Raw genomic sequence first — 25,424 nt, forward strand, 5'->3', positions numbered from 1 at the left:
AGTGCCTGTGGCAGTCAACTCGGAAACCTTCTTTACTTTGCGCCTGCGGGGGTGTTCAGGCGCATCGACCAGGATTCTGTTTTGCCACTCTCCAAACGCTTCGCCGCCGTACTCCGCCACGACGGCGTCAACGCCTCAAGGGTCGACATCTCTTCCAATGCCTCCCTGTCATCACGGTCTACATAGAACACACGCAGTAATCGCTCAATACTCCAGTCGGCGTGCGGTCGGGCCAGTCGCTCCACCACGTCACCTGCCGATACTTCGCCCGGTTCAAGTACCCGGTAGTACCAGCCCGTTCGGCGCGTGTCCTGCACGCGTCTCGACATGTCATCGCGGGAAAAATGCAGGTTCAACTTCCAGCACGGCTGGCGCGGCTGCGATACCTGCACAATCACCGTACCAAACCGATACACATCGCCCACGCATACATCTGCTTCATTCAAACCGCTGGTAGATATGTTTTCGCCGAATGCACCCGGCGTATCGAAGCGCATCAAGCCCGCCGATGTCTCCGGCCATTCTTCACGCCACGCGGCGTAATGATCGCGGCTGTAGTGATGCAGCGCTTTTTCCGGACCCCCATGATGCTTGCGCTCGTACTGGTGATCACCTTCAAGGCCGGTCTCGCCTACGTGGGTTCGCACCGCTAACGCTATCTTGTGGATTGCACTGCGCTTGCCATGCGCACCCAGCGGCGCAACCTTGCCTGCAAGCACGGCATCGATAACTGGATTCATTCGTGAGCTCCCTGCTTTATCTGGCGGACTCGAATCTGTCGAGCCATTCACCAAACATCTTGCGTGCCGCACTTTCAAGCGCGGGACCGTGGCGCACTGTATCGGCGCGAAGGGTGATTACGTCAGTGCCGCTTTCCGCCACCTCGCCCGGGTACGCGACAAGCCAGCTTTCGAACCGGTCCACAAGCACCTCCGGATGACATTGCAAACCAAGGACGTGATCGCCCCAACTGAATGCCTGGTTCACGCAGACATCCGTCGATGCCAGCAACGTCGCACCTTCCGGCAGATCGAACGTGTCGCCGTGCCAGTGAAGAACCGGCGTGGACTCGCTGTTTACCTCGAAATGACGCAACGCGGATGCACGGCCGGCATCGGTCAATGTGAGCGGCTTCCAGCCCAGCTCTTTTTGCGCCGCCGGGTAGACCTTCGCGCCCAGTGCGCGAGCAATCAACTGCGCACCCAGACAAATGCCGATTGTGGGCAACCCCGCCTCAATGCGCTTCTTCAGCATCGCCAGCAATGGGTTCAGATGGGGGAACAGCCTGTCGTCGTATGCGCCGATGGGACCGCCCAGCACGACCATCAACGATGTATCGAGCGGATCAGGCGCCTCGATACGGGCGCGGCCGACATCGAGATATCGCACGAGCTGCCCGCGATCGCCCAGCACCAGTTCCAGACTGCCGAGATCTTCGAAATAGACGTGGCGTATCGCCAGGACTTCACGTTTCATCGGCGGTCATCCAAGATAAGCCGGCAAGCGGGAACAGAAGGGGCGTGGCCAGCGCGGCGCACGTACGGAAAAAACAGGGTCGGGCGTTGAGCACTTCGATCAGCGCGTCGAAATAGTCTAACCGAGACTCGATTGCTTCGCGCCCGATGCCGAGGATTAGGCGGGAGACAAACGACAAAAGACGGCTCGCGAACGAGAGCCGTCTTATCGAACTGGTCTGATCAAGCAGGACGCCCGAGAAAGGACGTCCGTCCGGAATGATTACGCAACCTGCGCGAAAATCTTCCAGTTCTTCTTCTGCTTGGCAAGATCGCCTTCTTCATACACCGAACAATCGAGACGCAGGTCGGTGTCGCCCATGTCGATGTTCAGCAAGTTGCAGTGATGCGGCGTCTTCTTGGGGTTCTTGCTCGCTTCAAGATGCGTGCAGCTCAAACACATGCGGTGCGGCGGAATCTGCTGCACGACTTCGAGCTGTCGAATGGTCTTGAGCAAGCTCCGGTACAACTGCGTCTGTTCATCGGCTTTCAGCGTGCCGACAGCCTTCGTCAGGAACTCCGGCCACACCAGCGCCTTCTTTGCAGCAGTCCGTCCGCGCGCGGTCAGGCGCACGGCAAGCGCACGGCCGTCATCGAGCGCACGGCGCTTTTCGACCAGGCCCTTGCTTTCCAGCGTGCTGACAGCGTCGCTGGTGGTGGCGGCGGTCAGCGCGGTTTCCCGCGCGATCTCGCCAAGCCGCATCGGCCCGCGCCGCTGCATCAGCAGCACCAGGATCTCACCCTGGGTCGGCGTGAGTCCCGCACCCTCGGCCCATTCCCATGCCTGGCTGCGCATTGCCGTGCTCAACCGCAGCAAGCCGTGGGTCACCCGCCCTGTAGCCTGCTCTCCGTATACGCCTTCGCTCATAGTCGTTCGCTTCGTCTTTCTTGATGCTTATCTGATGTTCGGCAGCAGCTTTGAACACCGGCAAAACGTCAGACCCCGCTCGTTTTGCCCAAGCCGCTGCTGGCTCGATCGCCGGCTAGTCCAACCGGCGAATCCTAACTTATCTACAACCGTCTCAAAATTCGGACGAACCACGCGATGCTACTCGTTCGTCGTCCGGATCATGCTTTGTGTTTCTTTGCGCCGCCTAATTTGCCAAGTCGCGCGCTCTCTTTATTTTCACCGGCTTACTACAACCCCCCGGTAAGCCAGCCTCGGCAAACGACATTCTAAGCGAGGCGGAACAAACGTACACCTTACTTATTCACGAAAGCGTGTGGATAAGGCAGTGGATAACCGCATTATCCGATGTGCGCCGATTCTTGATAACCCCGCGTCCGTGAAAAACGTCTCGTGTGTTATCCCGTGTTCCCCGCGCCCGCGCAAGCTTTCGCCTTATGGTTATGCGCACTCCAAACTGTTGAGTAATCGACGTTTTTGACGGTTGTCCACAGAAAAAGGGCGTTGCTTGTTAACTACTATTACGTATGTATACGACTTCGTGACGGTAAACCTTAGAGACGGGTTATCGGCTTGAAGATTGTCTGAATGTGATTATTTGCCGCAAATCATATCGACGAAAAAAAACCCGCCGGTCAGCGGGTTCGTACAGGAGTTTTGATGCTTCCTTGCGGATCTCCTTCATTCCCGCCACTGCAGGCATTGCTGACGAACAGCTTCGTGCAGCGAACGTTCGCGGTCGAAAACACCGCGTAGCCAGGTCGCGTCGTTCATGTTGCTGCGCGCGATATCGCCGACCTGGCGCAGCGCTTCGTTTGAACCAAGGGCATCGGCGTGAGGCGCAATGAGATCAAGCGTGGCGAGGATGTCTTCCGCGATCGTGCGCCGTTCGCCCGACTGCGGATCGATGCAACTGCCTTCCAGGCCAAAGCGGCACGCCTCGAACCGGTTGAACGTGTAGACGAGGTAATCGTCTTCTTTCAACGTCAACGGCTTGTCGAGCAGCAGATATCGCGCGAGCGTCTGGATATAGCACGCAATCGCCGCCGCGCGATCCACCGACAAAGGCGTATCCATCACACGCACTTCGATGGTTCCGAAACCCGGCTTCGGCCGGATATCCCAGTAGAAATCCTTCATGCTGTTGACCACGCCGGTGCTGACCATCTTCGAGAAATATTCCTCGAAGCTGTCCCAGGTCAGCGTGAACGGCGCGCGGCCCGACAGCGGAAACGCAAACACGGAGTTCAGGCGTGCGGAATGAAAGCCGGTATCGACGCCCTGCACATACGGCGACGAAGCCGACAATGCAATGAAATGCGGAATGTAGCGCGACATGGAGTGCAGCAGGAACAGCGCGCTGTCCGGGTCCGGGCAGCCAATGTGCACATGCTGACCGAACACGGTGAACTGCTTCGCCAGATAACCGTAGAGCTCGGAAAGGTACTGAAAGCGCGGGGTATCGAAGATCTGGCGGTCGCTCCACTGCTGGAAGGCGTGCGTGCCACCGCCACACAGCCCGACATTCAGGTGGTCAGCAGCGGCCACGAGCGTGTCGCGGATCTTGTGGAGGTCGGTTACGGCCTGTTCATGCGTCGTACAGATGCCCGTGGACAACTCGATCATGCTTTCCGTGATCTCCGGCGTGATGCTGCCAGGAATTTTTTCGTCCTTGACGAGACGCATCAGGTCGGACGCGGCCTTGGTCAGGTCGTAATCGTGCGTGTTGACAACCTGGATCTCGAGTTCGACGCCGAACGTGAACGGCTCCGAATTGATGAAAGGTTCGAGTGACATGGTGCCTCTTGATTGACAAAGCCTTGTTAAAGCAACTACGCCAGCGATTTATTGCAGCGACTTGTTCACAAACTCACTTACTCGCGCCGCTCGCCGACCGCCGACAAGCTTCGGTACACCAGAAACGGCGTCACGATCTGCAGTATGACGATCGAACACATCACGATCGCGCGCAGGGTCGGGTCGTAATCGGGATACAGAACGTACATATCGTCGACGAGAAGATAGGCGAGCGCCGACATGGGCGTGAGCGCCACGCCGAGCGCCGCGCCCTGCTTCCAGTTCAGCCCGCTGGGTTTCGCGAAGATCAGCACGCCGGCCAGCTTGCCGATGAACCGCGCCACGATAAGCGCCAGCGCCGCCACGCCACCAAGCGCGATATCGCGCCATTCGAACGCGGTGAGCGTCAAAGCAAACAGGATCACGGTGAGCAGCCAGCCGGCCGTGCCGAAGTGCGTTGGCCAGAGCTGCGGCCGCTCATTCGAATTCTTCACGATGATGCCGGCCGCCAGCAGCGCAAGAATGGTCGACAGCTTGAAGATGTGCGCGATCGCAATCGCCAGCAGCACGAGGCCGAACAACGCGACGAAAGAATGTTCGTCGTTGGTGTTCAGCCGTCGGTACAACAGGTTGCACGCAAGTGCGAGACCGAGCGCAAGCACGAGTGAACCGAGCAGCAAATAAAGCGGCTGCACGATGGTCGCAAGCGTATTGCCGTAGATCTCCTGGTGCAGCACGCCGGCCGCGAGCTTTTCGACGACCACGGCGTACATGCTGTTGAGCGCAGTCAGCGTCAGGAGGCGCTGCGTGACCTGACCTTCGGCGCGCAACTCGGTGCGAAGCTGGATCACCATTGCCGGTGAAGTCGCCATGGCGATTGCCGCGACCACGATGGACGGCATTATCGGTACTTTGCACAGCGTCAGCGCAATCAGGACGAAGCCAAATGTCAGCGTGCTTTCAGCAATGCTCGACAAGATCAGATACGGATTACGGCGAATCCAGCGCAAATCGAGCCGGCTGCCGAGTTCGAACAAGAGCAGGCCGAGCGCTACATCGAGCAAAGGTCGCGAAAGACCCGCAGAACTGCCATCGATAACACCAAAACCCGCATTTCCCGCAATCAGACCGATGACGGCATATCCGGTAATCCGCGGCAAACGCCAGGCGCGCCATAACAATTCGCCACAGAGGCCAGCCGCCAGGAGCGCGAGCCCGGCCCAGAAAATGGCATCGGGTGTGAGCGGCCAGACGGGTAGGAATGAAAAGGCCGACTTCATCGTGAGGAATTCTCCTTCGCAGCTAGTGCGGATGGGCGGTAAAGGGACGTTTCGTCGCGGCGTGCGCTACCTGATGCGCAACCAGTTCCCGGACCGCGAGTCGTTGCGTTTGTTGTTACGTATGGCCGGTCCGACACGTGGGTCAAATGGCCCGGCTGCTGAGTTCACAGCGTGGGTGACCGCTGCGCGCGTTGGCGCGATCCCGCCAAGCGACGTGCCGGCGAAGCGGCTAAACGAAAGAACGGCGATTGTGCCATAGCTCTTGGCCTCGACTGCGCATGCCCGGCGAGCGTCGAACTGAAGCGGTAACAATGAATTTCCGCTTTTGCACTTAAGGAAATTCCTACCGTGAAATCGCGATGCTGGATTGTCGAAACGGGTGTTTTCCCACTTTCTGCGCTGCCGATGACGTCTGTTTTAAGGTTTACAAGTTTTGTTTATATATACGTAGTAGTAGTTAACAAGGACGGCGCTCTTCTGTGGATAACCCTGTTTTCGTCATTGTTAACAGCTGCTTGCAGAGCGCACAAGCGCGCCGTGAAGGTGTGCGCGCCAAAGGGCCAACTCCGAACAACTTTTGCGCAATTTGGCTGCCGGCCAAGTTGTCCCGTTTACGCCCACAGCGAGTACACAGCCCATTCGCGTGAAATTCGACGACTTATCCACAGGGTGCAGTGGAAAAGGTTTTCATCGCTGAGTTAAGTAGATTCGCCTTGTCGCAATGCGCGTAGAAGGAATCGTGCGGGGTCGACGGAATCGGCGAGTTCACGCTCGACCGGCCAGGGTTCGCCTTCCAGTTGCGCCGCGATCAGTTCGGCGGCGAGCGCGGACCAGATCAGGCCGCGCGACCCGAAGGCAAACGCGCCATACAGGCCCGGCTTGCGCGGCAGGTCGAGCGGCCACGCACCCGAAAGACGGGCGGCGTCCGAGCGGGCGGCGGGTTCATCGGCGAGAGAACCGATCATCGGCATGCGATCGCTGGTGACCGAGCGGAATGCAACGCGGCCATTTAACGAGACAGGGTCTGGTGCGAACCCGTTCAACGCCGGCAGCATCCTGGCCACGCGTTCCAGATTTTCGATATGACCCGAGGGCTCGACAAGCGGGTTGGTATCGTCGATATCGTAGGTCGCACCTGTGAGCGTGGTGTGCTGATCGAGCGGCACGGCGTAGCCATCGCCGACGATAGGCACACGCAGACCGTCGAGCGGGCTGCGCTCCAGGAGCGTGAGCTGTCCGCGCACGCCGCGCGTCGACTGGCCGTGGAGGCCCGCCAGACGTTGTGCGTCACCGGCGTTCGCGAGGATCACAACCGGCGCTTCGGCGATAAACCGGCCGGTTGTATCGAAGGCCGTCCATAAGCCGTTTTTGTGTTCGATCCGTCCGACATCCGTATCGAACCGCGATGTAAGCCGGTCGCCCGCGACAGCGCATTGCGCCGCGCACACGGCGGCCGGCGAAATCCAGCCGCCGCGAGGGAAAAACCATCCTGCGCGCGCTACCGGCTGGCCGGCGAGATGTGAGGCGTCGTGTTCATCGACCGCGCGGACGTAGGTGGGCGGCAATCCGAAGCGCGTGATCGCAGCCGCGATGGCGCCCGCGTCCTCCGCGGAATCGGCGATCTGCAAAAGGCCGGCGTGGCTGCGCTTGAGGTCATGGCCGTGTTGTTCGAGCACTGACCATCGATGCAATGCATAGAGGAATCCAGCGCGCGTGACACGGGCGGCAACGCTGTCGTCGCGCCAGACGATCGGGTGGAACACACCGGCTGGGTTGCCGGACGCATCGCGGGCGGGGCTTTCATGCCGGTCGATCAGCGTGATCCGCCATCCACGCGATGCCAGCCGCTCAGTGATCGCGCAGCCGCCCAGCCCGGCGCCGATCACCATCGCGTGGCGCGAGTCCTCATGCTCAGTCGAGGCAAGGGCGACCGGCGGTTCATGCCGCCGCACGCGCCAGCGCGGCGCGAAGCGCGCGGTCACATGCTGGGAGGTTTCATCGATTGTGAAGCCCGCGTCGTTCAACGCGCGTGCCAGTTGCGGATTGGAATCGGCATAAAGCGTGGCCTGATCGCCGGAAATGCGCGCCAACGCCTTGGCAATAAACGGCAGCTTCTCGCCGAACGCGCCGCTATGCAGATAGAACGAATCCGCGCGCATCCATAACTTCGGCAGCACGCTTTCTGCATCGCCCGCGGCGAGGGTCAGCACGACGCGCCCATCGTCAAATTCCAGCCGATGAATACCGGCCACCGGCATAGGCCAGTTATCGGTCAGAAGCTGGGACAGGGCCGGGTGGTCGGTGAAAATGCCAAGCGCATTCATCGATTCCATTTCCACAAGCGCCACGAAATGCAGCCGCTCGCAGCGCTGCGGATCGTCGCGCCACGTGCTCCACGTATCGATAAACCGCCGGCCGGCATCGAACAGCGTCTCAAATATCGTGAAATTCCGACGTCCGGCCCAGCGCGAACGGTCGTGGAAAAGGGGCGCGTTACGCGCTGTATCGTTCATGCAATTGTTTGAAACCCAGCTAATAAGATGAACCGTGGAACACTCGCAAATCGACCCATTTCACGGGCTCCGGGATGTCTGTTCGCGCCCCGGGAAGCCAATAGGGGCAAGGCTTTGCGTTCAATCCAGATGAACATTTATATAACCGTTGGCAAAAACCAACGACGTCTGGCTGGCGCTGAGCAAAATGATTGCTTGCAGGTGCAAATTCAAAGCAAAGGTTTGCGCCCCTGCCGGATCATGCGTAAATCTTCGAAACCCTTGTCCTGATTGGGTTTGCGCTGCGTTATGATAACAACCGCCGAGTACGGAGGTGGCCGGGCTGTCGAAGGTTGAGGGTTTGCCGGAACAGCGGGTCAGGGAGCTGAACCCGCGCCAGTACTCGACTGCAAGGCCCGCGCACGTATAATCGGCGCGTTCGCGCTGTTCGTGTCAACCTAAACTGATAAAGGAACCTTAATGAATAAACAGGAACTGATCGACGCCGTGGCCGCTCAGACCGGCGCCAGCAAGGCTCAAACCGGCGAAACGCTGGACACGTTGCTCGAAGTGGTCAAGAAGGCTGTCTCGAAGGGCGACGCCGTGCAGTTGATTGGCTTCGGAAGCTTCGGTTCGGGCAAGCGCGCAGCGCGCACCGGCCGTAACCCGAAGACCGGCGAATCCATTAAGATTCCGGCCGCCAAGACCGTCAAGTTCACGGCTGGCAAGGCATTCAAGGACGCAGTGAACAAGCGGTAAGTCGTAGCCGATTGTCCGCGCTGAACCGTAGTTCAGCGCACGTAACCCGTACGGGCATCAGTCGCCGGCGGGTTTTTTTTCGTCTCGTGCTTTGTGGTGGTCAGTGGTCATGTCCGTGGGCGCCGCAATCGCAGTCATCGCCGTGGTCGTGGTCGTGCTCATGATCGTCATCGTCCATTTCCCACGATGGAAACGGATCGCCGAATGCAGCCCACGCCTCTGCGCCTTGCGACCATTCTGAATCAGTGAGCAGGCAGGCGTCGAAGGCGCTGCGCCAGTGCGTTTCATCCAGCGCCGTGCCGATCATAGCCAGTTCCTGACGCCGGTCGCCAATGCTCATGTCGTCCGCGTCGCCAAACCAGTCGGCCGCGATCTCGGCTTCGAGTTCGGCGTCGCCAGTCGGCCATTCGCTGCGATCCTGAGCAGCCCACCACATGCCCGCGGGACCATGCCGCAGCGCGCTGCCGGCTTGCGAAAGCGATCCGCCGATATCGCTGCGCGTTGCGAGCCAGAAGAAGCCTTTCGACCGCAATACGCCGGTCCATTCCCGGTGCAATAGCGACCAGAGCCGTTCAGGATGAAACGGCCGCCGCGCCCGATACACAAAGCCGCTGATACCGGACTCATTTTCGGGAACCAGCGGCGTGGCGTCCGGCTCCGCGTTCAACATTTCGAGCCAGCCGGGCGCGCTCGATGTTGCGTCGAAGTCGAAACGGTCGGTATTCACCACGTCTTTCAACGGCACGACGCCGAACTGCGCATCGATCAACATGGCGCGCGGGTTGAGCGCGTGCAGCGTGTCGCGCAGCTCGGTCAACGCAGGCGCACCCATGAGGTCCGTCTTGTTGATCACGATCACATCGCAGAATTCGATCTGAGCGACGAGCGTTTCCACCACTGTGCGATCGCCTTCGTCATCGTGGCCGAGCACGTCCGTCGATGCGAAATCGCGCTGGAAGTTTTGCGCGTCGACCACGGTCACGACGGTGTCGAGACGGGCGATGTCGTTATCGAAGACGAGGTTTTCAGCGATGTTCTGCGGATCGTCGTGACCCGATGCTTCGACCACGATTGCATCGAATCGATGTTCAGCCGCGACGCGCGCGATCTCATTCGAAAGACCACCGGTTTCGCCCGATACCACCGCGATGCGCGAACCGCCGTGATCGGCGCCAGCGGAGAGCAAGTGGCTGACGAGCGTAGTCTTGCCTGCGCCTGGCAAGCCGGCAAGCACGGTGACTGGCAAGGGTTGATTCATCGCGGTGGCATCGAAAGAAAGGCGCGAATTCGCGCGCGCGGCCGCAAACGACGCGGGGCGCTTTCAAGAAAATCGCCTGTTCAGAGGGCGAGCTGGAACGTGGAATTGTGCATCAAACGCGGCTGGAATGCCGCGCCACGCGATGAAATATGATTGAACTGAAAAGGAAATTCAGAAGACCTAGCGCGATGCGGTCAGTAGTTTCCACTTGCCAAGAATGGCGATGATGTCTTTTGAATACTGATCACGCAACGTTGGCGTTTCCGAGTGGTAAGCGCCAACTGCCTGCCACGTATTGCCATACTTGTTCATCTTCTGGCGCAAATGCCACGCCGCTACATACACCGATTTGCATGGTTCCATCAGCGTCGTGGTCGAGATGCCGTACTGCGCGAGCTGGCCCAGGTGAATGGAGTTGATCTGCATCAGACCGTAATCAATCGAACCGTTCGCGTTTTTGTTCATGGCGTCCGGCTTGTTGTGCGACTCCTGCCATGCAATCGCCCGCAGGATCAACGGGTTCACTTTCTGGTACTTGGCGGCTTCGTCAAAGCAGTCCGCGTGCGCAGGCGCGGCCACAAGCAGGCCGGCAAATCCAAGCGCAAGAAATTGCAACACAAGTTTCATCATCGTCAGTTCCACTCAATCAACAGCATGCGAAATATCGATACGCATTTGCACGCCGTTTTTGTTTTGCAAGGCTCGCAAGACAACGTCGCGGGCGCCCGGCAAAGCTGGGTAAGGCGGAGTAACACTAGGTAAGGTACTGAAAACACGGGAAAACCCACCCGCACGAAGCGCATCCGTCACGCCGTTCCGCCCGTATCATACCGGCAGACTATTGCGTTTTAAATTCGGCCATCCGACATACGCCAGCCGAACGACGCCAAGAACGTCAAATTTTTTTGCAAGCAAAGGTTTCATGTGATCTTTGCTTTATAGGCGGCTTAGACTGCAACTCATCGCCTAAATAAGGGAAGCGGCAAAAATATGACGATTCTTAAGCCCTTGTGGCAGTAAGGATGACAAAAAAGCGACAGAAAGATTGAGGAAAATTTACTTTCATCCGATGGAACTGTTTGATCCTTCAGGTGTTTTTGAGAATTACGTGTCGTCAGCCAATCGATAGTGCTTTTGTGACAAAACCGACATCAAAAGCTGCTATGGTTCACGTTTTTGGGATATGGCATTGCCCGGGCACCGGCCCTGGAAACGTTCGCATCGGATCATCGTGGCGGTAAAAGTGTCGAATTGACGCTAAAAGCGGTGGGCCGGACGCAACGTTATCAGCAGGTCTAGACATCACACTCCATGAGAAGAAAACGTATTGCATTGCGTCGCGCGGCGACGGCCTTGCTGGTGGCTGGTCTTGTCACTACGCAACTCGCGCACGCACAAGTGACACTTAATTTCGTCAATGCGGATATCGATCAGGTCGCGAGAGCGATCGGCGCCGCGACGGGAAAAACGATCATCGTCGACCCTCGGGTCAAAGGGCAGTTGAACCTGGTCTCGGAGAATCCGGTACCGGAGGACCAGGCCTTGAAGACGCTGCAGTCCGCATTGCGGATGCAGGGCTTCGCGCTCGTGCAGGATCACGGAGTACTGAAGGTCGTGCCGGAAGCCGATGCCAAGCTGCAGGGCGTCCCGACTTACATTGGCAACGCGCCGACCGCGCGGGGCGACCAGGTCATCACGCAGGTCTTCGAACTGCATAACGAATCGGCCAACAACGTGTTGCCGGTGTTGCGGCCGCTGATCTCGCCGAACAACACTATCGCCGCTTATCCGGCGAACAACACGCTGGTCGTGACCGATTACGCCGACAACGTGCGGCGTATCGGCAGCATCATCGCGGGTATCGATACAGCGGCGGGCCGTCAGGTCGACGTCGTCACGCTGAAGAATGCAAACGCGCTCGATGTCGCCGAGCAGATGAGCAAGCTGCTGGATCCCGGTTCGATCGGCAGCACCGACGCCACGCTGAAAGTCACCGTCACCGCCGACTCACGCACGAACTCGCTGTTGCTGCGCGCCTCCAGCAGCGCCCGGCTCGAGGCCGCGAAGACGCTTGCGCGCAAGCTCGATTCCGCGACCACGCAGCCCGGCAACATGCATGTGGTGACGCTGCGCAACGCGGACGCCACGCGGCTTGCGAAAACCTTGCGCGCAATGATGGGCAAGGGCGGCGACAGCTCGTCGTCATCTTCGTCGGGATCGGGGTCGTCGAGCAACTCTGGCGGATCGTTCGGACAGAACAGCGGTTCCAGCTCGTCAACCGGCACGAACGGCTTGCCGCCGTTGCCGGGCGGCCTGGGCGGCAGCAGCTCGGCATCGAGCAGCAACCCGATGGGCGGCGGCGGTCAGAGCAGCGACAAAGGTTTTGGCAACAACAATAACGACAGCAGCAGCAACGATCAGCCCGGCAACGGCATGATCCAGGCCGATACATCCACGAACTCGCTGATCATCACGGCGTCGGACCCGGTGTATCGCAACTTGCGCGCAGTGATCGACCAACTCGATGCACGCCGTCCGCAGGTCTATATTGAAGCGCTGATCGTGGAGCTTTCCGCCACGACGGGCGCAAACCTCGGGATTCAGTGGCAGGGCGCGCTGCTTTCGAACAGCGGAAACAACGGCGTATACGGCGGTACGAGCTTCGGCACGGGAACGAGCAACATTGTCGACCTGACCGCCGCCGCGTACGCCGCCGGCAGCAATCCATCAGCGCTGGCAGGACAGACCGGGCTGCTTTCGCAGGGCTTGAACATCGGCTTGTTGCACAAGTTCGGCAACTTCTTCGGCCTTGGCGGTTTGCTGCAGGCGCTGTCGACATCGGCGGATGCGAACATTCTTTCCACGCCTAACCTCATCACGCTCGACAACGAGGAAGCGAAAATCGTGGTCGGCCAGAACGTTCCGGTCGTGACCGGTTCGTACGCCACGCCGACGGCGAACACGGGCACGTCGGTGTCCGCGTTCAACACGTTCGATCGACGCGATGTAGGCGTGACGCTGCACGTGAAGCCGCAGATCACGCAGGACGGCATCCTGAAGCTCCAGCTTTATCAGGAAGATTCCAGCGTCGATACCACCACGACCAACAATCCCGGCGGCGTGACCATCAATACGCGTTCCATCCAGTCGACCATTCTTGCCGATGACGGCGAGATCGTCGTGCTGGGCGGCTTGATGCAGGATCAGTACAACACGAGCAACAGCAAGATTCCGTTGCTTGGCGACATTCCATGGATCGGGCAGTTGTTCCGCAGCGAGCAGAAGACGCGGACAAAAACGAACCTGATGGTGTTCCTGCGTCCGGTGATCGTGCGCGACCAGGCTACGAGCTCGCAGATTTCGAACGATCGTTACGACAACCTGCGTCAGCAACAGTACAACTCGATCTCCGATAACCGCATTGAGAAGGATCGCGATGTTCCTGTCCTGCCGCCGGCACCGATTGGTCCGAGTCAGGGCGGCGTGCCGTCGAAGAACCTGTTCGACTGGAACAACATGACGCGATCGCCGTCGCAAGGCGGCAGCGCGACCTTGCCGCAAGCGGCGCCGCCAAAAGGCCAGCAGCAGCCGCTCGAGCAGCAATATCAGGGGCAACCGCAATACCAGGGGCAACAACAGCCGTATCAACAGCCGCCGCAGCCGCAACAGCCCGCGAACGTGAACAACTACGCTGTGCCGAACAACAATCCGGCGCCGGGCGTGCCGCTCAATGGCGACGCAGGAGCCAAGCCGTGAGTACGTTGAACCTGTCCGCATCGAATGTCGCCACGAGTGTTCCGTCGCCGCTTGCGGCCCGGCTGATTCCGTACGCGTTCGCGCGCACGGGGCAGATCCTCGTCGCGCACCAGCACGCGGACAGCATCGAGGTATGGATCAGCGATAAAACCAGCGACGCCGCACTCGCCGAAGTCGCGCGAAACTTCGGCGCTGTGTCGATCGTGCGTTTGCCGGTGGACGAGCTTTCGGCGGCGATCAACTCGGCCTACGCGCGCAACGACGGTAGCGCGGCGCAGGTCGTTGGCGAAGTGGAAGGCGAAGTCGATCTGTCGCGGTTGATGCAGGACATTCCCGAGATCGAGGATTTGCTCGAGTCGGAAGACGACGCGCCGATCATCCGCATGATCAACGCGCTGCTGACGCAGGCGGCGCGCGAACAGGCATCGGATATTCATATTGAACCGTTCGAGACGTCGTCCGTCGTGCGTTTTCGCGTCGATGGCACCTTGCGCGACGTCGTGCGCCCGAAGAAAGCACTGCATGGCGCGCTGATCTCGCGGATCAAGATCATGGCGCAACTGGACATTGCCGAAAAACGCTTGCCGCAAGACGGGCGGATCACGTTGCGCGTGGGCGGCCGTCCAGTCGACGTGCGCGTATCCACCTTGCCGACCGGTCACGGCGAACGCGCGGTGCTGCGTCTGCTGGAAAAAGACGCGCAACGCCTGAACCTCGAAACGCTCGGCATGGCGCGCGATACGCTGGTGCACTTCGACAAGCTGATCGGCCGTCCGCACGGCATCGTGCTCGTAACGGGACCGACCGGTTCCGGCAAGACAACCACGCTTTACGCCGCCATGTCGCGGCTCGAGACGGCGACCACAAACATCATGACGGTGGAAGATCCTATCGAGTACGACCTGGGCGGGATCGGCCAGACGCAGGTGAACGAGCGCATCGGCATGACCTTCGCGCGTGCGTTGCGGTCCATTTTGCGGCAGGACCCGGACATCATCATGATCGGCGAAATCCGCGATCTGGAGACGGCGCAGATTGCGGTGCAGGCATCGCTCACGGGTCACCTCGTGCTCGCGACGCTGCACACGAACGACGCGGCATCGGCGGTGACACGTCTCACCGATATGGGCGTCGAACCGTATTTGCTGGCGTCGTCGCTGCTTGGCGTTCTGGCGCAGCGGCTCGTGCGCCAGTTGTGTCCGGTGTGCAAGGAACAGCGTACCGAAAACGGCCATATGCACTGGCATGCGGTCGGCTGCGATAAATGCGGCAACTCGGGATATGCAGGACGTCGCGGCGTGTACGAACTGCTGCTGCTGGACGATGCGATCCGTGCGCTGATTCACCGCAATGCATCGGATGCCGAAATTTTGACGGCCGGTCGCGAAAATGGCATGCGCACGCTGCGTGAAGACGGGAACCGATGGTTGGCGACTGGCGCGACTTCGCTGGAAGAAGTGCTGCGCGTGACGGGCGGAGATTAGACATCCATGCCGGCGTTTCGTTTTGAAGCTATCGATCAGGCGGGCAAGTCGCAAACAGGCGTACTCGATGCCGACAGCGCCCGCTCCGCGCGCAGCCAGTTGCGCACGCAAGGGTTGACGCCGCTCGTCGTGGAAGCGGCGGGGTCGCGTACGCGCGGTGAGCGCAAGCAGCGTCTTTCGCTGGGAAAACGTTTGTCGCAGCGCGAGCAGGCCATTCTCACGCGGCAACTCGCCAGCTTGCTGATCGCGGGATTGCCGCTCGGCGAGACGCTGTCGGTCCTGACGGAGCAATCGGAGCGCGATTACATCCGCGAACTGATGGCCGCGATCCGCGCCGAAGTGCTCGGCGGCCATTCGTTTGCCAATGCGCTCGCCGAACATCCGCGCGACTTCCCGGAGATTTATCGGGCGCTCGTGGCCGCCGGCGAACATACCGGCAAGCTCGGCCTCGTGTTGTCGCGGCTCGCGGATTACATCGAACAGCGTAATGCGCTCAAGCAGAAGATCGTGCTCGCGTTCACGTATCCGGCGATCGTCACGTTGATCGCGTTCGGGATCGTGACGTTCTTGCTGAGCTACGTCGTGCCGCAAGTGGTGAACGTGTTCGCAAGCACGAAGCAGTCGCTGCCGTTCTTGACCATCGCGATGATGGCGCTTTCCGGTTTCGTCCGGAATTACTGGTGGGCCATGTTGATCGGCGTGATCGCAATTAGCTGGTTCATCAAGCAGTTGCTTGCCCGGCCCGGACCACGCATGGCGTTCGACCGATGGCTCCTGACTGCGCCGCTGCTCGGCAAGCTGGTGCGCGGTTATAACACCGTGCGTTTTGCCAGCACGCTCGCCATCCTGACGGCGGCCGGCGTGCCGATCCTGCGTGCACTGCAGGCCGCCGGCGAAACGCTGAGCAACCGCGCAATGAGCGAAAACGTGGAAGACGCGATCATCCGGGTACGTGAAGGCACGTCGTTGTCGCGCGCGCTCGGCAACACGAAGACGTTTCCACCGGTGCTGGTCCATCTGATCCGTTCCGGCGAAGCAACCGGCGATGTCACGACCATGCTCGACCGCGCGTCCGAAGGTGAAGCACGCGAACTCGAACGCCGCACGATGTTCCTGACAAGCCTGCTGGAACCGCTCCTGATCCTCGCGATGGGCGGCGTCGTACTCGTGATCGTGCTGGCGGTGATGTTGCCGATCATCGAATTGAATAATCTGGTGCAGTGAAGAAGTCGACCCTATGAACGCCCTCCAAACCCGCCTTCTTACGCTCGTCGCGCTCGCTGTTTTTTGCGCGACGCTGACCTGGTGGATCGTCACGCTGACATCGCATCAAAGTGCGCCATTGCCGGCGGCGGCGGCAGGGCGCGCGCCATCCACTGAACTTGCGGCCACCTTGTTCGGCGGCCAGTTGAAGCGTCAGGAAAACCAGGACGTGCATCTGTTCGGGATTCTTTCGCTGCAGCACGGCGCGGCGGCTATCGTCAGTTATGGCGGCGAGCCGGCAAAGGCCATTTCGCTCGGCGGTCCGCTTACCCAGGGCGTGACGATCAAGGAAGTGCGGGCGCGCTCGATCATCATCGACAGAAAAGGCGCGCTCTCCGAAGTCTTCCTGCCGCCGAATGCGCCGGGACCGACGATTTATGTGCGCTGATACCGCGCGGGATCAAAGGGAGCGAACGAGGGCGGGCGTTGAAGCGGAATCACCTTACGCCAGACCTATAGAATGCTTTCCTGCCCGCAACAACCGCGCGTTGGCGGCGGACAGACAGTGAACTCAACGGTGCGGCTACCTGACACGCGAGCGCCGTGAACGACATCAAATTGGAAAGGAAGATCAAGTCATGCAAATGTTGATGAAGCGCCGCGACGCACTCCAGACGGCGCAAGGCACGCAGAAGAAACGGCAGCGCGGTTTTACGCTGATCGAAATCATGGTGGTGATCGCCATTCTCGGGATTCTCGCGGCGCTGATCGTGCCGAAGATCATGAGCCGTCCGGACGAGGCGCGGCGGGTGGCGGCGAAGCAGGATATCGGCACGATCATGCAGGCCATGAAGCTGTACAGGCTGGATAACGGCCGTTATCCCACGCAAGAGCAGGGCTTGCGCGCGCTGATCGAGAAACCGACCAACGATCCGATCCCGAACAACTGGAAGGACGGTGGTTATCTGGAACGCCTCCCGAACGACCCGTGGGGCGCGCAGTATCAATATCTGAACCCGGGCGTGCACGGCGAAGTGGACGTGTTCAGCTACGGCGCGGACAACAAGCCGGGCGGCGAAGGCAACGACGCCGATGTCGGCTCGTGGCAATGAGCCACTTTTAAGCAACTTTCATAGAAGTAACCGACGTGAACCAGCAGCACGAGCCGTATCGTTCAGCCTTGTTTAAGCCGCAGCGCGCGGCGAAGGCGCGGCCGCAAGCTGGCTTCACGTTGCTGGAAATGCTGGTGGTGCTGGTTATCGCAGGGTTGCTGGTGTCGCTTGCTTCGCTGCAGCTCACGCGCAATCCACGCACCGATCTGAACGAGGAAGCGCAGCGGCTCGCGCTGCTGTTCGAATCGGCGGGCGACGAGGCGCAAGTGCGCGCGCGGCCGATTGCATGGCAGCCGCTCGACGGCGGTTTTCGTTTCGATGTCCGGACCGAAGACGGCTGGCGTCCGTTGCGCGACGACTTGCTGCGGCCGCGCCGCTGGGAAGGCGGCGTGACCGGCGTGACGATCCAGTATCTGGGCTCGGATCAGGTAACAAACAGGCTGGTGTTCGGCACGGAAGCCATCGATACCCCCATGGAAGTGACCATCGTCTCCGCAGTCGGACGGGCGACGATCGTGGGTACGGGCAACGGCCGGTATCGGGTGCGCTGATGGCGAAGCTTTTACGAACCGGGCGCGCACGCGGTTTCACGATGATCGAGGTGCTCGTTGCGCTGGCGATCATCGCGGTGGCGCTGGCGGCGTCGCTCAGGGCAGTAGGTTCTCTTGCAACCGGCGAGGCCGACCTGCACAACCGCTTGCTCGCCGGATGGAGCGCCGACAACGAACTTGCGCAGTTGCGGCTGACGCATTCGTGGCCGGATATCGGCACGAAGACGTTCGATTGTTCGCAGGGAAATCTCAGATTGACGTGCACCGATCGCGTGACGTCCACGCCGAATCCGATTTTCAGGAAAGTGGAAGTGTTCGTCACATCGCCCGGCCGGCCCGGCAATCTCGCGCAAATGGTCATGGTGGTGGCGAATGAAACCAATCGTTCGCTCTAAGCGGCAGGATCGTGGGGCACGTGGCCCACGTGGCCCACGTGGCGCGCGTGGCTTTACGCTGATCGAGATGCTGGTCGCAATCGCGATCCTTGCGGTGATCGCGGTGCTGTCGTGGCGCGGTCTCGACCAGATCATGCGCGGTCGCACGACCATCACGAACGCGATGGAAGACGAGCGCGTGGTGCAGCAACTGTTCGACCAGATGCGCATCGATGCGCGCCAGGCTGCAACCGACGACGAAGCCGGACAAGCGGCAGTCGCGATTGGCGGCAATTCCCTGCAGATCGTGCGCGGTGTGTATGGAGCAGGCGCGGCGCCGCGTTTGCAAGTGATCCGTTACCGGCTGAGCAATGGTTTGGTCGTGCGGTTTGCATCGCCGCCGCTTGGAAATATTGGCGAAGTGCGGCGGGCTTTATCGGCGGGAGATGGTGCCGACGGCTGGTCTTCGATTCCGTTGATGGCCGGCGTCACGACCTTCGCCACGCGCGCATACGTGCCCAAAACAGGCTGGACGATGAGGATGGCGGACGTGACCTCGCAGATCGTGCAAAACGACAACAACCTGAAAGTGCCGCAACTCGGCAACGCACCCCTGCCGCGTGCCGTGACGGGCATTCAGATTGCGGTCGGCGCGCACAATCTTGCGGCGCCGATCACGCGCGTTTTCCTGATCGGGGAATGACCATGAAACGCGCTTCACGCATCCGGACAACCCGCAAGGAGAAAGGCGTTGCGATCATTAGCGCGCTGCTGGTGGTGGCGTTGTCGGCGATCATCGTGTCCGGGTTGTTGTGGCGGCAGGAAGTGCAGATTCGTCGTATCGAAAACCAGCGGCTGCTTTCCCAGGCGCAATGGATCTCGCGCAGCGCGCTCGACTGGACGCGCCTGATCCTGCGTTCGGAAGCCGATACCGCGCCGACCGTCACGTATCTCGGCGGCGTGTGGGGCGTGCCGATCGCGAAAACGCGCTTGTCCGACTTTCTCGGGCAGATTGGCGAAGTGCGGGCGCAGCAGGGGGCATCGACGTATCTGTCGGGATCGATTGAAGATGCGCAGGCCAAATTCAACCTGCGCAATCTCGTGTCGACGCCAACGCCGGGTTTGCTGACCATCAACGTGGAAGAGATCCAGTCGTTTCAGCGTTTGTTGACGCTGCTTGGGCTCAACGGGTCGCTTGCGAAAACCGTGGCGCTGCAGTTGCGCGCCGGGCTGGCGCAGTCGGCGACGCGGTTTCAGACACAAGGCACGACCGCGGCCGCGTCGCAGCAGGCGGCGGTCCAGGGACTCGCGGCGGGTGGTGGCACGGGTGGCGGCAATTTCACCGATGATCCCGGCCTGGCTGACGCCGACAGCAACGCACCGGTCGCGCCGCTGCAGATGATCAACGTGGAATCGCTGATGGACGTCCCGGGTTTTTCACCGGAAATCGTCGATAAATTGCGGCCGTTCGTGACGGTGCTGCCGACCACGACGTCGGTGAACATGAATACCGCAACCGCCGAAGTGGTCGCGGCGACGGTGCCAGGCATGTCGCTCTCGCAGGCGCAGGCGTTCGTGGCGCGGCGCGAGACCGTGTTTTTCCACGATGTCGGCAACGTGCAGCTCGCGCTGACCGGCGCGGGCGTGAAGACGGACGGCATCGATATGAACCAGATGGACGTGACGACGAAGTATTTCCTGATCCACGGCCGCGTGGAGCACGAGCGCGCGGAAGTGGACCGGACCACCCTGCTGTATCGGGATCCGGCGACGCATACGACGCGTATCGTTTATGTGCGCGACCAGCTTTGATGCGAAGTACAGTGAATCACTTTGAAACGCTAAACACCAATACCCGAAGAGAAGAGAGCGGCCTTTGAGCACATTGATCGTCCTACTGCCGCCGCGCGATCCGGCGGTGCGCTCCGAAGAATGGAATTTGCCGGAGCTGCCGTTTTTGCTGCTGGACAAGCGCAACGTCACACAACGCGCCGGCCGTGCAGCGCTCGGGCTCTTGCCGCGTGCGAGCGCGACGGTGCTGATCGTCGCCGCGCGCGACTTGTTGCTGACCGCCGCGCTGCTGCCGCCGCTGAAAGGGCCGCGTTTGCGCCAGGCATTGCCGAACGTGGTCGAGGATCAACTGATCCAGGATCCGCAGACGTGCCACATCGCCGTCGATCCTGTTGCGCTTGCAAGCGGACGGCGCGTGATGGCGGTCATCGACCGCGGCTGGTTCCGCTTCCTGATGGAAGCGTTCGCGAACGGCGGGCATCGGAATGTGAAAGCCGTGCCCGCGATGCGCTGCCTGCCGCTGCACGAAAGCGATCCCGACGTGCCGAATCCGTTCGTCGCGGGCGTGCTGGGCGAGGTGATCCCGACCGCGCCCGCGTTGCTTGGCGGCGATGCGCTGACGCTGCCGCCGAACGCCGCGCCACGCGTGGAGATCGCGATAGCGCGCGGCGAACACGCGGCGCTGGGCGAAGGCCTCGCAATTCCCGCCGATGCCGTCACGACCACGCTCGGCGCACTCGCCGGCGCGCAGCCCATGACGCTCTATACCTTGCGCGATGTACCCGGCGCGGAGCCGCGGCTTGCATCGGTTTCTTCCCGCGCGGCCATTCCCGGCGCAGAACCGCTGCCGTTCGAAATCCTCGCGCGCAACGCGCTCACCAACCGCTTCGACCTGTGCCAGTTCGAGTTTGCCGCGCAGCCGTGGCGGCTCGACCGCGCGACCATGCGGCGCCTGAAGGTACCGGTGGCGCTGCTGGCCGGGGCGCTGATCGTGTCGATGATCGGGATCAACATCCAGTGGATCCAGCTCGCGCGCCAACGCGACGCGATCAATGCGCAGATGACCGAGCTGCTGCTGAACACGTTCCCGAAAACCACCGTCGTGCTCGATGCACCCGACCAGATGGCGCGTCAGCTCGACCGGCTGCGGCTGGCGTCGGGACAATTGTCGCCGTCGGATTTCCTGTCCATCGCCGATTCATTCGCACGCGCGCTCGGGCCCATTCCGGTGAACGGCATCGCGGCGCTGGATTACCACGACAGGAAGCTCGACGTGACCTTCAAGCCTGAAACCAAGGTCGATCCTGGTTTGCAACGGCGTCTGGTTGCGAACGGACTAACGGGCGCGATCGACACCAACACGGGCAAGTGGTCCGTCAGGAGCGGCCAATGAAACAGGCAATCACCGATACCGCAAACGAGTTCTGGTCCGCCCGGACCCAGCGCGAAAAGACCATCCTGATGTGGGGCGGCGCTGCGCTGGCTATCGTCATTGTGTATCTCGTGTTGTGGGCGCCCGCGTATGAAGGCCGCGCGCGCTTGCGTGAATCGCTGCCGCGCATGCAGGCCCAGCTCGCGCAAATGACGGCGCAGGCCAATGAAGCGCGTTCGCTGACCGGCAGCGCGCAAGGCGTCACGCCGACGGGCGGCGCGCTGCGCGATGCGCTGACCAAGTCCCTCGCCGACAACAACATGCCCGCGACGCAAGTTCAGGTCGTCGGTTCGGCCGTGCAGTTCCAGTTGAAGAACGTGTCGTTCCCCGAGTGGACCGTCTGGCTCGACGATGTCCGCAAGCAATACAAGGTGCAGGTCAACGAGGCGCACATCACGGCGCAAAAACCCGATGGCCAGGTGGATCTGACGGCATCGCTGCAACCGGCCCAGGGACAATGAACTACGGAACACGACGGCTTCTCGCTGCCTGGCCGTGGTTGGCGGTGGCGGTCGCATCGGTGATCGTCACGTTGTTGGTCATGCTGCCGGCCGCGTGGATCGTGCCGCAGTTCGGCAAGAACACGGGCGGTCACGTCAATCTGGTCGACCCGGCCGGTTCGCTCTGGAAAGGCTCGGCCACGTTGATGCTCGCAACCGGCGGCGGCGGCGAAGGCGCGACCTTGCTGCCGGGGCGCATTGAATGGCGTACCGCTTTCTGGCCGTTGTTCACCGGGCACGTGCGCATGCAAATGGGCCAGACGGATGCGATGCCGGACCCGGTTCTCGTCGATGCAAGCCCGAAACAGTCGACGCTTTCGTCCGGCTCCATCGCGGTGCCGGCGAGTTTGCTCAGCGGTCTTGGGGCACCGTTCAATACACTCGATCCGGACGGCAACGTGCGTCTGACGTGGACCGACTGGCGCGTGCTGGGACGCAACACCTATGGGCAGGTGATCGTGACGCTGGACGACATGTCGTCACGTGTCTCGCGCGTGAAGCCGCTCGGGTCGTATCGCGTGGTGTTTCAAGCGGAAGGACAGGCGGGCACGATCAACCTGACAACGACGCGCGGGCCGTTGATGCTGACCGGGCAGGGGGCGGTAGCGCAGGGCTCTAGCACGTTCAGCGGCGTGGCGACATCGGCGCCGGAAGCGCGCGAGAACCTGGCAGGACTTCTGAACCTGCTTGGCCGCCATACCGGCCCGGATACCGTCGAGCTGACGTTGAACCGGTCAGGCGCGCCTTGATTACTGCTTGGCCAGAACCGAACCGGTATTAGGCCCTGCGCTTGAATCCTGCGTGGAACTGGCGGCCGCGGCGGGCGCCGCAGAAGTCCCCGTTTCCTCGTTCATCTGCGCGGTTTCCCATCCGCCGCCCAGCGCCTTGATCAACCCGACCGACGATACCATCCGCTGACCCGCGATACTCGCGAGCTTCTGCTGGGCGGTGAACGCCGTGGTCTGCGCAGTGAGCACGTTGATGAATCCGACCGTGCCTGACTTGTACTGGTTCGTCACGATATCCAGCGCCTGCTGCGCCGACGCCACCGCCTGCTGCTGAACCACGATCTCGTTGGCGAGAATGCGAATGGACGCGAGGTTGTCCTCGACGTCCTGGAACGCTGTCAGCACCGCCAGGCGATAAGACGCGACAGACGCGTCATAAGCCGCACGCGCAGCTTCCGTGCGAGCGGCCCGCAGGCCGCCATCGAAGAGCGTGGCTGCGATGCTCGGCCCGAGCGTCCAGAACTGCGACGGCGCGCGCAGCAACTGCGAGAGCACGGAACTCTGGAATCCGCCCGATGCCGACAGCGTCAACGTCGGGAAAAACGCCGCGATTTCCACGCCAATCTGCTCGTTCGCTGCCGCAGCCTTGCGCTCGGCCGAGGCGATGTCCGGCCGCCGCTCCAGAATGGACGATGGCAGATCGGACGGAATCACGGGCGGGGTTGCATCGAGCGGAGATGCGGCAATGCTGAACGTCGATGCCGGTTCGCCGACCAGCACCGCGATTGCATGTTCGAACTGGGCGCGCGAAACGCCGTTATCAATGGCCGCCGCCTGCGCTGATTGCAATTGCGTCTGCGCCTGGATCACGTCCGAGCGCGCGATCGTGCCTTGCGCGTACTGGTTCTGCGTGAGCTGCAAGGTGCGTTGATAGGCGGCGACGGTATCGTCGAGGAGCTTTTGCTGCGCGTCGAGCGAACGCAACTGGAAATACGTTTGTGCCAGCGTGGCCTGCGCCGAGAGCCGTGCGTTCGCAAGGTCGGCGGCGGCACTTTGCTCGCCGGCACGCTGAGCGTTCACCGTGCGGCTGACCGTGCCCCAAAGATCCGGTTCCCAAGATGCATCCAGCCCGAGGTTGAATGCATTGCTCACGCCGCTGCTGGAGAACTGCGAGTTCGTGGACCGATTGCCGGAACCAGAGCGTGTCCCCGACGCCGATAACCCCACAGTCGGGAAGTACGCGGACCGCGCCTCCGAAACCAGCGCGCGCGCCTGCCGATACGTCGCCGCGAACTGCTCGATCGTCTGGTTCGACGTATTCAGCCGGCCTTCGAGGTCGTTGAGTTGCGCGTCGTTGAAAACGGTCCACCAGTTCCCACGGTCGATACGGTCAGCCGGTTGCGCAACCTTCCAGCCTTCGGGCGCCTCCTTGTAGGCGGCGGGAATGGCAGCGTCGGGGCGTTTGTAATTCGGCCCGACGGCACAGCCGGCAAGCGCCAACACCACGACAAGCGCGGATCGTCGATAAAACACGGGGATTCGGGTGTACGGCATCTGCTCTGGATTCCTGTCGGAGGCTGCGCGTTCCGGCAAGGCAATGGCGCCAGGCGAAACGGGTCCGAAATGGTAACTGAATGCGCGCGCAAGGCGCGCATTTGGGCAGACGTAAGGGTAACGGCTTGAAAGGAAACTGGGTTTACGCGTGTCGCGGATTCAGTTACGAGCCGTTACGCCGCGCAGTGATGCGCTTGCTTCAAGCGTCGCAGCGCTTCGGACTGCACAGCAGGGGCTTGGCGACGGTTGCCGCCGGCTTCGCAGACTTGCGCATCTGTCGATTTTCGAACCACGCCGCACCCAATACGACAAACGATCCGCCCGGCAGCAAAAACACGATCACGTAGAGCGCGAGTTTCCACGAACTCAGGTTCGGCGGAAGGATGTGCAGCAGTGCAGAGCTGACTGACTGGCCGAAGCGTCGGCCGAGGAGGCGGGTAGTTTGGGCAGCGCGGTTCATCGGTAAATCCATATGCGCATCGAATTTTTTCGATGCTTTCAATCGGTCAGAACATAGTCTCGGGTGGCGCCTTGGCGCGTAACTCGGTGCTTATAATAATATTGACTATGCAATCGATTTTCAAGACGGATAGCTGCGATATTTTTCGATGTTGTTTTTCCGTCCTGGCGCCCGGGCAGCGGGCGAGACTGCGGACCATAAGGGAGATAACCCTTGTTGCCGCGCGGTTGGCCGAGTTTGTGGAACTTCGTGCTCATGTTGAGTCACTTTGTTTCGCATTGATCGGCCGGCGAATCGGGAAAAACCGCCTTCGGACGAAAGTATGCCTATGCAAGTGTTTTGGCTATCGAGCCTATAGGGTTGTCCTGGGGGCGTTTGGGCAAGTCAAATGTAAAAAAGCCGCGTTCCTTTTTCGAACGCGGCCCTGTTTCTCTGGAGTTGCTTCAGGTTATTCAGGCGTCTGGCTCTGGCC

Annotated in this window: 24 protein-coding genes; 13 read left to right on the top strand and 11 right to left on the bottom strand. The window is 60.9% G+C overall.

Features of this window, described 5'->3' with window-relative positions; translation table 11 throughout:
- Positions 1 to 32 precede the first annotated feature (32 nt).
- From ACFFAR_RS02355 to mnmC, 6 genes are all read right to left on the bottom strand, one after another.
- Positions 33 to 740, bottom strand: coding sequence for an MOSC domain-containing protein (locus ACFFAR_RS02355; protein ID WP_062168477.1), 708 nt, complete (start codon positions 738 to 740; stop codon positions 33 to 35).
- A gap of 16 nt (positions 741 to 756) precedes the next feature.
- Entirely contained in the window at positions 757 to 1,476 is a 720-nt protein-coding gene (locus ACFFAR_RS02360) for a glutamine amidotransferase (RefSeq protein WP_062168478.1), read from the bottom strand.
- Between the two features lie 261 nt (positions 1,477 to 1,737).
- Positions 1,738 to 2,382 carry a MarR family winged helix-turn-helix transcriptional regulator gene (locus tag ACFFAR_RS02365; RefSeq protein ID WP_062168479.1) on the bottom strand — a complete coding sequence of 215 codons (645 nt, stop codon included), beginning with the start codon at positions 2,380 to 2,382 and terminating at the stop codon, positions 1,738 to 1,740.
- A 720-nt stretch (positions 2,383 to 3,102) separates the two neighbouring features.
- Positions 3,103 to 4,218, bottom strand: a complete 1,116-nt coding sequence (locus tag ACFFAR_RS02370; protein ID WP_062168480.1) for a YbdK family carboxylate-amine ligase — start codon at positions 4,216 to 4,218, stop codon at positions 3,103 to 3,105.
- A 77-nt stretch (positions 4,219 to 4,295) separates the two neighbouring features.
- A complete protein-coding gene (locus ACFFAR_RS02375; protein WP_062168481.1) occupies positions 4,296 to 5,498 on the bottom strand; it encodes a cation:proton antiporter in 1,203 nt (400 codons plus the stop codon).
- 698 nt (positions 5,499 to 6,196) lie between these two features.
- Positions 6,197 to 8,011 (bottom strand): bifunctional tRNA (5-methylaminomethyl-2-thiouridine)(34)-methyltransferase MnmD/FAD-dependent 5-carboxymethylaminomethyl-2-thiouridine(34) oxidoreductase MnmC, encoded by a 1,815-nt coding sequence (gene mnmC, locus ACFFAR_RS02380; protein ID WP_174362178.1) that lies wholly within the window; start codon positions 8,009 to 8,011, stop codon positions 6,197 to 6,199.
- Between the two features lie 459 nt (positions 8,012 to 8,470).
- Here mnmC and ACFFAR_RS02385 point away from each other — a divergent pair, with 459 nt between their 5' ends.
- Complete coding sequence (locus ACFFAR_RS02385; protein WP_031364544.1) at positions 8,471 to 8,749, top strand: HU family DNA-binding protein; 279 nt, start codon at positions 8,471 to 8,473, stop codon at positions 8,747 to 8,749.
- Positions 8,750 to 8,849: 100 nt separating this feature from the next.
- On the opposite strand, the gene ACFFAR_RS02390 is transcribed toward ACFFAR_RS02385, so the two are convergent.
- The gene (locus ACFFAR_RS02390; RefSeq protein WP_174362179.1) at positions 8,850 to 10,007 is read right to left on the bottom strand and encodes a GTP-binding protein; all 1,158 of its coding nucleotides are present in this window, start codon (positions 10,005 to 10,007) and stop codon (positions 8,850 to 8,852) included.
- A 180-nt stretch (positions 10,008 to 10,187) separates the two neighbouring features.
- Positions 10,188 to 10,634 carry a transglycosylase SLT domain-containing protein gene (locus tag ACFFAR_RS02395; RefSeq protein ID WP_174362184.1) on the bottom strand — a complete coding sequence of 149 codons (447 nt, stop codon included), beginning with the start codon at positions 10,632 to 10,634 and terminating at the stop codon, positions 10,188 to 10,190.
- Between the two features lie 684 nt (positions 10,635 to 11,318).
- Between ACFFAR_RS02395 and gspD the strand changes: the two genes are divergently transcribed.
- From gspD to gspN, 12 genes are all read left to right on the top strand, one after another.
- Positions 11,319 to 13,763, top strand: coding sequence for a type II secretion system secretin GspD (gene gspD / locus ACFFAR_RS02400; protein ID WP_119024624.1), 2,445 nt, complete (start codon positions 11,319 to 11,321; stop codon positions 13,761 to 13,763).
- Positions 13,760 to 15,247: a type II secretion system ATPase GspE gene (gene gspE / locus ACFFAR_RS02405; RefSeq protein ID WP_062168485.1), complete on the top strand. Its 1,488-nt coding sequence runs from the start codon at positions 13,760 to 13,762 to the stop codon at positions 15,245 to 15,247. Before gspD ends, gspE begins: the two co-directional genes overlap by 4 nt.
- Before the next feature lie 6 nt (positions 15,248 to 15,253).
- A complete protein-coding gene (gspF, locus tag ACFFAR_RS02410; protein ID WP_062168486.1) occupies positions 15,254 to 16,471 on the top strand; it encodes a type II secretion system inner membrane protein GspF in 1,218 nt (405 codons plus the stop codon).
- Between the two features lie 13 nt (positions 16,472 to 16,484).
- A complete protein-coding gene (locus ACFFAR_RS02415) occupies positions 16,485 to 16,898 on the top strand; it encodes a type II secretion system protein N (protein WP_056358771.1) in 414 nt (137 codons plus the stop codon).
- Positions 16,899 to 17,088: 190 nt separating this feature from the next.
- A complete protein-coding gene (gene gspG, locus ACFFAR_RS02420; protein WP_056358946.1) occupies positions 17,089 to 17,562 on the top strand; it encodes a type II secretion system major pseudopilin GspG in 474 nt (157 codons plus the stop codon).
- A 68-nt stretch (positions 17,563 to 17,630) separates the two neighbouring features.
- Positions 17,631 to 18,113 carry a GspH/FimT family pseudopilin gene (locus tag ACFFAR_RS02425; protein ID WP_062170311.1) on the top strand — a complete coding sequence of 161 codons (483 nt, stop codon included), beginning with the start codon at positions 17,631 to 17,633 and terminating at the stop codon, positions 18,111 to 18,113.
- Positions 18,113 to 18,508: a type II secretion system minor pseudopilin GspI gene (gene gspI / locus ACFFAR_RS02430; RefSeq protein ID WP_174362180.1), complete on the top strand. Its 396-nt coding sequence runs from the start codon at positions 18,113 to 18,115 to the stop codon at positions 18,506 to 18,508. The genes ACFFAR_RS02425 and gspI overlap by 1 nt, the downstream gene beginning before the upstream one ends.
- Entirely contained in the window at positions 18,486 to 19,190 is a 705-nt protein-coding gene (locus ACFFAR_RS02435) for a prepilin-type N-terminal cleavage/methylation domain-containing protein (RefSeq protein ID WP_174362181.1), read from the top strand. The genes gspI and ACFFAR_RS02435 overlap by 23 nt, the downstream gene beginning before the upstream one ends.
- 2 nt (positions 19,191 to 19,192) lie before the next feature.
- A complete protein-coding gene (gene gspK / locus ACFFAR_RS02440; RefSeq protein WP_236873378.1) occupies positions 19,193 to 20,299 on the top strand; it encodes a type II secretion system minor pseudopilin GspK in 1,107 nt (368 codons plus the stop codon).
- Positions 20,300 to 20,363: 64 nt separating this feature from the next.
- The gene (gspL, locus tag ACFFAR_RS02445) at positions 20,364 to 21,671 is read left to right on the top strand and encodes a type II secretion system protein GspL (RefSeq protein ID WP_062168491.1); all 1,308 of its coding nucleotides are present in this window, start codon (positions 20,364 to 20,366) and stop codon (positions 21,669 to 21,671) included.
- Positions 21,668 to 22,171, top strand: a complete 504-nt coding sequence (gspM, locus tag ACFFAR_RS02450) for a type II secretion system protein GspM (RefSeq protein WP_062168492.1) — start codon at positions 21,668 to 21,670, stop codon at positions 22,169 to 22,171. Before gspL ends, gspM begins: the two co-directional genes overlap by 4 nt.
- On the top strand, positions 22,168 to 22,959 hold the full coding sequence (gspN, locus tag ACFFAR_RS02455) for a type II secretion system protein N (RefSeq protein WP_086380842.1): 792 nt from the start codon (positions 22,168 to 22,170) through the stop codon (positions 22,957 to 22,959). Before gspM ends, gspN begins: the two co-directional genes overlap by 4 nt.
- Here gspN and ACFFAR_RS02460 read toward each other — a convergent pair whose 3' ends face one another.
- The 3 genes from ACFFAR_RS02460 to ACFFAR_RS02470 form a co-directional block, all read right to left on the bottom strand.
- Positions 22,960 to 24,492: an efflux transporter outer membrane subunit gene (locus tag ACFFAR_RS02460; protein ID WP_174362182.1), complete on the bottom strand. Its 1,533-nt coding sequence runs from the start codon at positions 24,490 to 24,492 to the stop codon at positions 22,960 to 22,962.
- Positions 24,493 to 24,691: 199 nt separating this feature from the next.
- Positions 24,692 to 24,952: a hypothetical protein gene (locus tag ACFFAR_RS02465; protein ID WP_062170313.1), complete on the bottom strand. Its 261-nt coding sequence runs from the start codon at positions 24,950 to 24,952 to the stop codon at positions 24,692 to 24,694.
- A 38-nt stretch (positions 24,953 to 24,990) separates the two neighbouring features.
- Positions 24,991 to 25,209, bottom strand: a complete 219-nt coding sequence (locus ACFFAR_RS02470; RefSeq protein ID WP_174362183.1) for a hypothetical protein — start codon at positions 25,207 to 25,209, stop codon at positions 24,991 to 24,993.
- Between the last annotated feature and the right edge of the window lie 215 nt (positions 25,210 to 25,424).

Source organism: uncultured Caballeronia sp. (assembly GCF_964243625.1).
Lineage (GTDB): Bacteria > Pseudomonadota > Gammaproteobacteria > Burkholderiales > Burkholderiaceae > Caballeronia.